Annotated in this window: 7 protein-coding genes; 3 read left to right on the plus strand and 4 right to left on the minus strand. The window is 62.4% G+C overall.

Annotated elements, in window-relative coordinates; translation table 11 throughout:
* From AC4FAH_RS08860 to yrfG, 3 genes are all read right to left on the minus strand, one after another.
* A partial coding sequence (locus tag AC4FAH_RS08860) for an Hsp33 family molecular chaperone HslO (protein ID WP_490245917.1) occupies positions 1 to 245 on the minus strand: 245 nt, incomplete at its 3' end.
* A gap of 154 nt (positions 246 to 399) precedes the next feature.
* Positions 400 to 792: an RNA-binding S4 domain-containing protein gene (locus tag AC4FAH_RS08865; protein WP_043331366.1), complete on the minus strand. Its 393-nt coding sequence runs from the start codon at positions 790 to 792 to the stop codon at positions 400 to 402.
* Entirely contained in the window at positions 789 to 1499 is a 711-nt protein-coding gene (gene yrfG / locus AC4FAH_RS08870) for a GMP/IMP nucleotidase (RefSeq protein ID WP_082388286.1), read from the minus strand. The genes AC4FAH_RS08865 and yrfG overlap by 4 nt, the downstream gene beginning before the upstream one ends.
* Before the next feature lie 201 nt (positions 1500 to 1700).
* On the opposite strand from yrfG, the gene nudE reads away from it, so the two are divergent.
* A complete protein-coding gene (gene nudE, locus AC4FAH_RS08875) occupies positions 1701 to 2297 on the plus strand; it encodes an ADP compounds hydrolase NudE (RefSeq protein WP_153636952.1) in 597 nt (198 codons plus the stop codon).
* Between the two features lie 264 nt (positions 2298 to 2561).
* Here nudE and AC4FAH_RS08880 read toward each other — a convergent pair whose 3' ends face one another.
* Entirely contained in the window at positions 2562 to 2921 is a 360-nt protein-coding gene (locus tag AC4FAH_RS08880; protein WP_054555534.1) for a hypothetical protein, read from the minus strand.
* A 647-nt stretch (positions 2922 to 3568) separates the two neighbouring features.
* Between AC4FAH_RS08880 and AC4FAH_RS08885 the strand changes: the two genes are divergently transcribed.
* Both AC4FAH_RS08885 and AC4FAH_RS08890 read left to right on the plus strand, forming a co-directional pair.
* Positions 3569 to 5137, plus strand: a complete 1569-nt coding sequence (locus AC4FAH_RS08885; RefSeq protein ID WP_288989640.1) for a helicase HerA-like domain-containing protein — start codon at positions 3569 to 3571, stop codon at positions 5135 to 5137.
* Positions 5138 to 5967: 830 nt separating this feature from the next.
* A partial coding sequence (locus tag AC4FAH_RS08890; protein ID WP_490245918.1) for a sensor domain-containing diguanylate cyclase occupies positions 5968 to 7565 on the plus strand: 1598 nt, incomplete at its 3' end.

A 7565-nucleotide genomic window follows, 5' to 3' on the forward strand; every position in this document is an offset into this window, starting at 1 on the left:
CCGCGCACTTCCAGCGTCATGGTGCCATCGAGCTTGATGGTCTCGGTCAGCAGCGCCACGGCCGCCAGCATCTCGCCCAGCTGGCGCGAGATGGCCTGCGGGTAGGAGTGACGATCGAGCACCTCGGCGTAGGCCTTGTCGAGTGTGACGATCTCGCCACGCACGTTGGTGGCATCGAACAGGAAGCGCTGGATCTGATCGAAGCTCGGCGCGGCCGCATCGTCAGTGGAATGGGAATCTTGCATGTCGTGTTCGCTCATTGAGGGACCTCAAGGCAGGCGTGAAGGGAGAGCGCACAAGCGCCCCCATGTCAGGCCGCCAACAACGATGTGCTGACACACATCGGTATGGAAATTGTGCCGGTCGGTGCCAAGGCACCCGGCGGTGACTCGCTCTGGCTCAGCTATCGGCATCCTGGCGCTGGAAGCGATGGATGTTGCGACGCTGTTTCTTGTCAGGACGGCCGGGAGGCGGCGTCATGCCCTGATTGCCGAGGCGACGCGTCTCGGCCTCACGCTCACGGCGCTCGCGGGACTCCTGCGTCTCCTGATAGAGCTTCTGGGCCTCGGGCGCGCCACGGCGCTGGTCGCTGAGGGCCAGCACCTCGACGACGAGGCGATCCCAGCCCTGCGGCACCTCGATCACGGCGCCGACCTCGACGGTCTTGGAGGTTTTCACCTTGCCGCCGTTGTACTGGATCTTGCCGCCTTCGATGGCCTTCTTGGCCATGCCACGCGTCTTGAAGAAACGCGCCGCCCACAACCACTTGTCGATACGTACCTGATCGCTCATGACGCCTCCTTGCCCTCCCCGTCGCTCGAGACTCCGGCATTGGCCACCTCAGGGCCCGCCCCCTCGGTCAGCACTGCAAAGCCGTCCAGGCCGTGCACACGCTCGAAATCACGCGCAGGGCGCTTCGAATCCGGCTGACGCACGCCCAGCAGATGGGCAATGCCATAGGTGTGGGCACTTTCCAGCACCTGGGGATTGTCATCGATGAACAGGGTACGCGCCGGATCGAAGGGCTCGATCTCGTTGAGCTTGTGCCAGAAGGCCTGCTCTTCCTTGGCGTGGCCCAGATCCGCGGACGACACCACGGCGTCGAAGTAGTCGCCCATGCCGGTCAGCGCGAACTTGAGATCGATGCCATGACGGTCGGCGTTGGTCGCCAGCACCACGCGTTGCGGCTGATCGCGCAGCCAGGCGAGGAAGTCCTCGGCCTCATGGCGATAGCCGATCAGATGCTGCACTTCACGCTTCAGGGCGACGACGTCGAGCTCGAGCTCACGGCTCCAGTAATCGAGGCTGTACCAGTTGAGCGTGCCGGACTCGCTGATGATGCGCGCCTTGAGATCGGCCTGCAGCGCCTCATCGAGGCGGTGCAGCTCGCAATAGCGCCTGGGCAGGTGTTCGAGCCAGAAGTGGCTGTCGAAGTGAAGGTCAAGCAGAGTGCCGTCCATGTCCAACAGCACGGTGTCGATAGTGTTCCAGTCAAGCATCGGATTCTGTCAGCCAGAGGGAAATTTGGCCTCATAGTGTAAAGCATGGCCCACGGGCGCGCATGTGCAACGAGGAGTGATGACGGCTTGTGATTGCCCCGCTCGCGGCGGCCTGCCACGATGAGCGACAGTGTTCTCTCTTCTCATACTGCCTCGCGAGGACTTGCGATGGATGATGCGCCAGATACCGTTCACCCGACCATGAATCATTCAGACACCAGCCACACGCTGACGCCGCCGCGGATCGACTCACGCCGCGAGGTCGCACGCTCGCGCCTGTTCGCCGTCGAAGCGCTGGAATTGACCTTCTCCAATGGCGCCACCCGCAGCTTCGAGCGCCTCAAGAGCGGCGGTCACGGCGCGGTGATGATCGTCGCCATGCCCGACCCCGACCACGTGCTGATGATCCGCGAATATGCCGCTGGCCCTGAGCAATATGTGCTGACCCTGCCCAAGGGACTGATCGACCCGGGCGAGGACCCGGTGACCGCCGCCAATCGCGAATTGATGGAAGAATGCGGTTATGGCGCGCACAACATCGAGCCACTGGCCGAACTGAGCCTGGCGCCCAACTACATGGATCACCGCATGAACGTGATGCTGGCGCGCGATCTGTTCGAAAAGCGCCTGCCGGGCGATGAGCCGGAACCGCTGGTCGTCGAGCGCCACCGCCTCGATGAACTGCCGGCGCTGTTGGCGCGTGAGGACTTCCACGAGGCGCGCGCGATCGCGGCGCTGTTCATGGCCCGCGAACGCCTGCTGGCCGGGGAAGATACCTACAGCCCGCGCTGGTGGTAGGGGCTTGATGGCAAGCGCTGTTGGCAGGCATTGATGGCAAGCACGGGTAACAAGTACTGGCCACAAGCGCCCGAGGGCCCAGCCCCCTTCCCTCCTGCCCCTCACACCCTGCCTTGCATGCTCCCATACGACGACAAGCCCCCGCCAATGGCGGGGGCTTGTCGTTTCACTCGCGATGCGCTCAAGCGGGTCGTGCTGGCGACTCGTTCAGGCACCGCAAGATCCATTGCGGGTCTGGCCTGAGACCAGACCGTCAAGGCACGTTTATTCGGTCTTCATGCTGCCATCAGCGGTGTTGGACGAACCGGATTCCGGGCTGACGCCCATATGGTCTTCGCCTTTATCCATGACCTTGCCGTGCTTGGCGGACTCGGACTGGGCCGTGCCACCTTCCACCATCATGGAATCCTTCTTGGTATTGGCAGAACCACTCTCGGTGTTGCGTTCGGCGTCGTCATGCACCTTGCCATCTTCATGACCCGCAGCAGTACCGCCCTCTACCTTGGTGGAGTGGGCGCCAGTGTTGGCGGAACCGGTGTTGCTGGATTCGTGGTGCTCGGCAAAGGCAGCGGTGGTCGGCAGTGCCAGGGCAGTCGCGAAAAGTGCAGCAGTCAGCTTCTTCATGATCCATCCTCCAGTAGCGGTCTGTTGCAAGAGACGAGCAGATGATTCGCTCGGCCGTTGCCGGTAAGCCTTCAGAAATCCCGAGACTGGATGTCTCGAGTTCCAGGCTCCACAAGACGCTCCTAACTATCTCAACGACGTCTTGTGGTACTGCGTCAAATCTTTGCGGCGCATGTATCGAACACCCTCTAGCGCGTCGGCTGCTTGTCGGAGCAGTCTTCAAAAAACGTCACCAGAGTTGTACCCGAACCTGCTGGTGTCATTCTTGACGAAAGCGCCAATCTGCCGAGGCGTGTTGCGTCACATGCGCCCTGATGCCTAAAGATATGGAACTACAGGGCCAGACTTTCAAGCAGAGAAGGGAAAGAAAAATATCTTTCTTCCAGATTTCCTATACAAGAGTGAGATATCGGCTCGCGTTTAATTAGCGCCCATATGGGCTGCTGGCCGCTCATCAGGCGGCTTGCCGCGCATCGGTTGCCTGACGCCATGCGTCAAGTGACGCAAGATGGCTTGCAGTATTTTACTCAACGAAACATTTTGTAACCCTATGACTCCACGACATCGCCCATCTCTGCGGTCATCGGCAGTGGTCGCCACACCTCCCTCTGCAAGCACCGCCATCACCTGAATGACAGGAGACTCACATGCCAGACGTGCTGATCGGGGGACTCGCAGGACAGGGACCCAAGGGCCACATCACGCTAGCCGGGGCACTGGCCAATCGTCACGGCCTGGTCGCCGGTGCGACAGGTACCGGCAAGACCGTCACGCTGCAGGTGCTGGCTGAAGAGTTTTCGCGCATGGGAGTGCCGGTGTTCACCGCCGACGTCAAGGGTGACCTCTCCGGTATCGCCGCGGCGGGTAACCCGCATCCGCGCGTCGATGAACGCCTCGCCAGCCTCGGCATCAATGACTGGCAGCCTCAGGCCGCGCCCGTCAGGCTGTGGGATCTGTTCGGCAAGAGCGGGCATGCAGTGCGCGCCAGCATGGCTTCCATGGGGCCTGAGCTGATGTCGACCCTGCTGGAATTGAACGACACCCAGAGTGGCCTGATGCACCTGGCCTTCGATCATGCCGAGCGTGAAGGGCTGGAGCTGATCGACCTCAAGGACCTGATCAGCCTGCTCAAGCATATCGAGCGTGAGCGCGAAGGCTTCGAGGAGCGCTATGGCAGTGTCAGCCCCCAGAGCCTCGGTGCCATGCTGCGCCGGGTGCATGTGCTGGCCACCCAGGGCGGCGAGCGCTTCTTCGCCGAACCGGCGCTCGACATCAATGACATGCTGGCGACCACGGGCGAGGGAGACCAGACACGCGGCTTCATCAATCTGCTCGATGGGCGTGAGTTGATGCAGAGTCCACGCCTCTATACCACCTTCCTGCTGTGGTTCCTGTCGACGCTCTTTCGCACCCTCCCAGAACGCGGCGATGCCGACCGCCCGGTGCTGGTCTTCTTCTTCGACGAGGCCCACCTGCTCTTCGATGCCGCTCCCAAGGCATTGCTTGAGCGCCTCGAGCAGACGGTGCGCCTGATTCGCTCCAAGGGGGTCGGCGTCTACTTCGTGACCCAATCCCCCGCCGACATCCCCGATGACGTGCTCGGCCAGCTGGGCAACCGGATCCAGCATGCCCTGCGCGCCTTCACTCCACGCGACCAGAAGGCCGTCAAGACCGCTGCCGAGACCTTCCGCCCCAACCCGGCCCTCGATACGGCTCAGGTGATCACGGAGCTGGGCGTGGGCGAGGCACTGGTCTCGGTGCTCGACAGCAAGGGCACGCCCACCCAGGTGGAGCGCACCTTGATCGCGCCGCCGCGGGGGCGGATCGGCCCGTTGAGTGACAGCGAGCGCACAGCGCTGCTGGCAAGCTCATCACTGGCCGGTCGCTACGATGAGGTGATAGACCGTGAATCGGCTCACGAGCGTCTCGAGGCGCAACTGACGAGCTCGGCGACGGCCCAGGTTCGGCCAGAGGAGACACCAGCGGCTACGCCTGACACCACGCCGCCTGCCACAGAACGGGATGGAAGCGCTCAAGCCGCTGCCAGCCGCGACTCCGAGCAAACAAGTCCGGTGGCCGAAAGCGCCCCACGCTCCGGTGGCAGGCAGCGTCAGGGTGTCATGGAGACCCTGCTCAAGTCCGTGATGCGCGCCTTGGGGTCACAGCTGGGACGGACCCTGATTCGCAGCCTGCTGCGCTCCTTCACTCGCCGCTGAGGCTCGCTCCTTTCAGTCTGATACCACGCCAACAGCGTGACGCCTCGCCAACAGCCTGAAGCGCTCACTGGCAAGGAAAGGCTTTTCCCGGCAAGCAAGCTCTCGAGACTGAGAGACTCATCCTTCACGAAAAGCAGGACATCACCCATGGTCATTTGACCATGGGTGATGTCCTGCTTTCGCTATCCAAGGCTGCTGACATCATATCGTCGCGCAAACTTCATTCGCTCTCGGCAAGGAGACGCCATACTGATGATTGCTGCTTACCGGCAGCACACCATGACACACACGCGCTTGCCACTACTCTCGGGGAGACTTGACGATGTGCATGAGCAATGAAGCATTGGAATTGTGGCTGAACGACAACTGGTTCTCGATCGAACTGGCGTTGGAAGCCATCGATATGGAAGCGACAGCGGAACCTCAGCTGGCAGAAGCCGCTTGAGCCAACAACGATACGCATGACAACAGCGGGATCCTGCCTGCCCCACCGGTGACATCAGGTGTGAAACGGCACAGGACACGGATGACAGGACAAGCGGCACACAGACTCTGCCACGCATGACGACGCATCATGGTGGGCAGAGAAAGAACTTGTCGGGGAGGCCGTCGATCAGCCATCGACCGGCCTCCCCGTTTCTTTTGTACCACCACCAGAGTCACGGCCTGGCGCGCCTCCAATCCAGTCGCACCTCGAAAAGCCCCGCCAGTCTTACGTGTATGAACAGTTGATTTCCTGCCCCGGCAAAACGCCCGTTCATCGCTCCCAACCGCCATACTCTTTTTTTGGTCATTCCCTCTCCCCGCAACATGCAAGATAAGGATGTCACATGCTGCCTACTCCGCCCGCGCGACCACCCTCTTCGGGGCATTCGAGTCCCGTTGATACCTCAGAGCTCTCGCCACAAGCCGCCGCCGCGACTGTCTTCCTCAATGAGAATCTCGGACCCGCCCAGCTGCAAGCGCTGTTTGCCCTGACACTCGCGCCTGCGGGAACCTTCAGCGAACAGCTCAGAGAGTACCTGGTGACCGCTTGCCGCCTGCTGGGGATGACCACCGGCATCCTCGGCCACGCTGAGGCCAATCGCTATGAAATCATGGCGGCGGTCAATCCGCCGCCCGGCAAGGTCGAGGGCGCGATCGCACCGCTGAACGAGACCTACTGCAATGAAGTCGTTGAGCAGGCTGGCTGCATCGCCTACGCCAATATCGCGACCACGCCAGCACTCGAGGCTCATCCGGCCCTCAAGTCGATGCCCTTCCAGAGCTATATCGCCGCCCCGGTATGGACCGAAGGCCGTCTGACCGGCACCGTCTGCTTCGGCGACAACTCACCGCGCGCGGCAGATTTCAGCGCCAGCGATCGTGCACTGGTCGAGACACTGGCCAGCCTGCTGGGAGGCTTGATCGATCGCGAGAATGCGCGCAAGCGGCTGACCAGTGAACTGAGCAACCTGCGCCTCGCCTACCAGGAGATGGAGCTGCTGTTCTCGCGCTGCCAGCTCCCGATGGCGATCATGGACTTCCATGGCCATTGGACACGTCTCAATCCGGCGCTGGCCCAACTGCTGGGGACGGAGAGGAGTGAACTGCAGCGTGGCGCGCTGGAGGATGTCTCCCACCCTGCTGACATGCAGGCCTGTCAGGAGGCGCTTCTGGCCATGCAGGCCGGCGAGATCACCCACTTCGAGCAGCCGCATCGCTATCTGGGCAGACAGGGGCAGATCATCGAAGTCATGCTGCATCTGGATGTGATCGACAGCCACTCCGGCGTCATTCTCAGCCAGCACCAGGATCTCAGCGAGCAGCGCTCCCACGAGGAGAGCCTGGCCCGCATGCGGCACAAGCTGGCCAGCATGGCGCCCCCGGGCCCGGCCGTGCCGTCGGTGCTGGACAAGCTGTTGCCCACGGAGATCTTCGAGCAACAGCTGGATGGTGAAATTGCGCGCAGTGCGCGCCATGGGCAGCCACTGTCGATTCTGCTGCTCAACGTGGATGCCTTTACCGACTTCAATCGCCAGTACGGCCGCGCCGCAGGAGACCGCGCACTGCAGCAGGTCTCCACCATCCTGCGCAACGCGACACGCAAGAGCGACCTGCTCAGCCAGCGCGACGATGGCTCGCTGATTGCGGTGCTGGGCCAGACAGATTCCAGCGGCGCCATCATCCTCGCCGAGCGCGTCCGCCATGCCACGGCAGAACTGCATGGTCTCGACGGGCCGGTCACCTGCAGCATCGGGCTGACCTGCTATCATCCGGCACCCGATACGCTCACGCTGGCCAACCGTCTCGAGCTTTGCGAGCGCGCCCAGCACGCACTCAAGAAGGCCAAACGCCAGGGACGCAATCGCGTGCGCTTCCTGGAGCTTGAGCCGGTCATCCCGACGGACACCTTCGCAAGCCCCCAGTCACCGAGCGGCTTCCCCTC

The organism is Cobetia sp. (genome assembly GCF_983723665.1).